The sequence below is a fragment of the Ruegeria sp. C11 genome (genome assembly GCF_056537725.1).
In genome coordinates this window covers 1-671 of record NZ_JBQFSB010000031.1, presented here as the reverse complement: position 1 = coordinate 671, position 671 = coordinate 1, and the positions used below count along the sequence as shown (strand labels likewise).

1 protein-coding gene is annotated in these 671 nt (G+C 65.3%); it reads right to left on the bottom strand.

Annotated elements, in window-relative coordinates; all coding sequences use genetic code 11:
- Window positions 1–671: serine hydroxymethyltransferase (locus tag ACR0NA_RS21640; protein ID WP_480732634.1), on the bottom strand; the 671-nt coding region annotated here is incomplete at both ends.

Here is a 671-nt window from a genome sequence, read left to right as displayed (position 1 = left end):
CCGTTCTTGTTGCAGGTGATATGCGCCCGGCCCAGAGCCTTTTCGGTGGCGTTGCCCTTGACGCCCTTGGGGCGCAGGTCGACCAGCACCACGTGGGTGTCGGTGCCGTGGGTCACCGTGTCCAGACCGCCCTTGATCAGCTGATCCGACAGCGCCTGTGCGTTGGTGACGACCTGGCTGATGTAATCCTTGAACGCGGGCTGCAGCGCCTCACCAAAGGCAACCGCCTTGGCCGCGATCACATGCATTAGCGGGCCGCCCTGAATGCCGGGGAAGATGGCCGAGTTCACTTTCTTGGCGATCGCCTCGTCATTGGTCAGGATCATGCCGCCGCGCGGGCCGCGCAGCGTCTTGTGCGTGGTGGTGGTGGCCACGTGCGCGTGCGGGAAGGGGCTGGGATGCGCGCCTGTCGCCACCAGACCGGCGATATGAGCCATGTCCACGTGCAGATAGGCGCCGACCATGTCCGCGATCTGACGCATGCGGGCAAAGTCGATCTGGCGCGGAATGGCCGAGCCGCCCGCGATGATCAGCTTGGGCTGGTGTTCTTTCGCCAGCGCCTCGATCTGGTCATAGTCGATCAGGTTGTCCTGCTGGCGCACGCCGTAATGCACCGCGTTGAACCACTTGCCCGACTGGTTGGGGGCCGCGCCGTGGGTCAGGTGACCGCC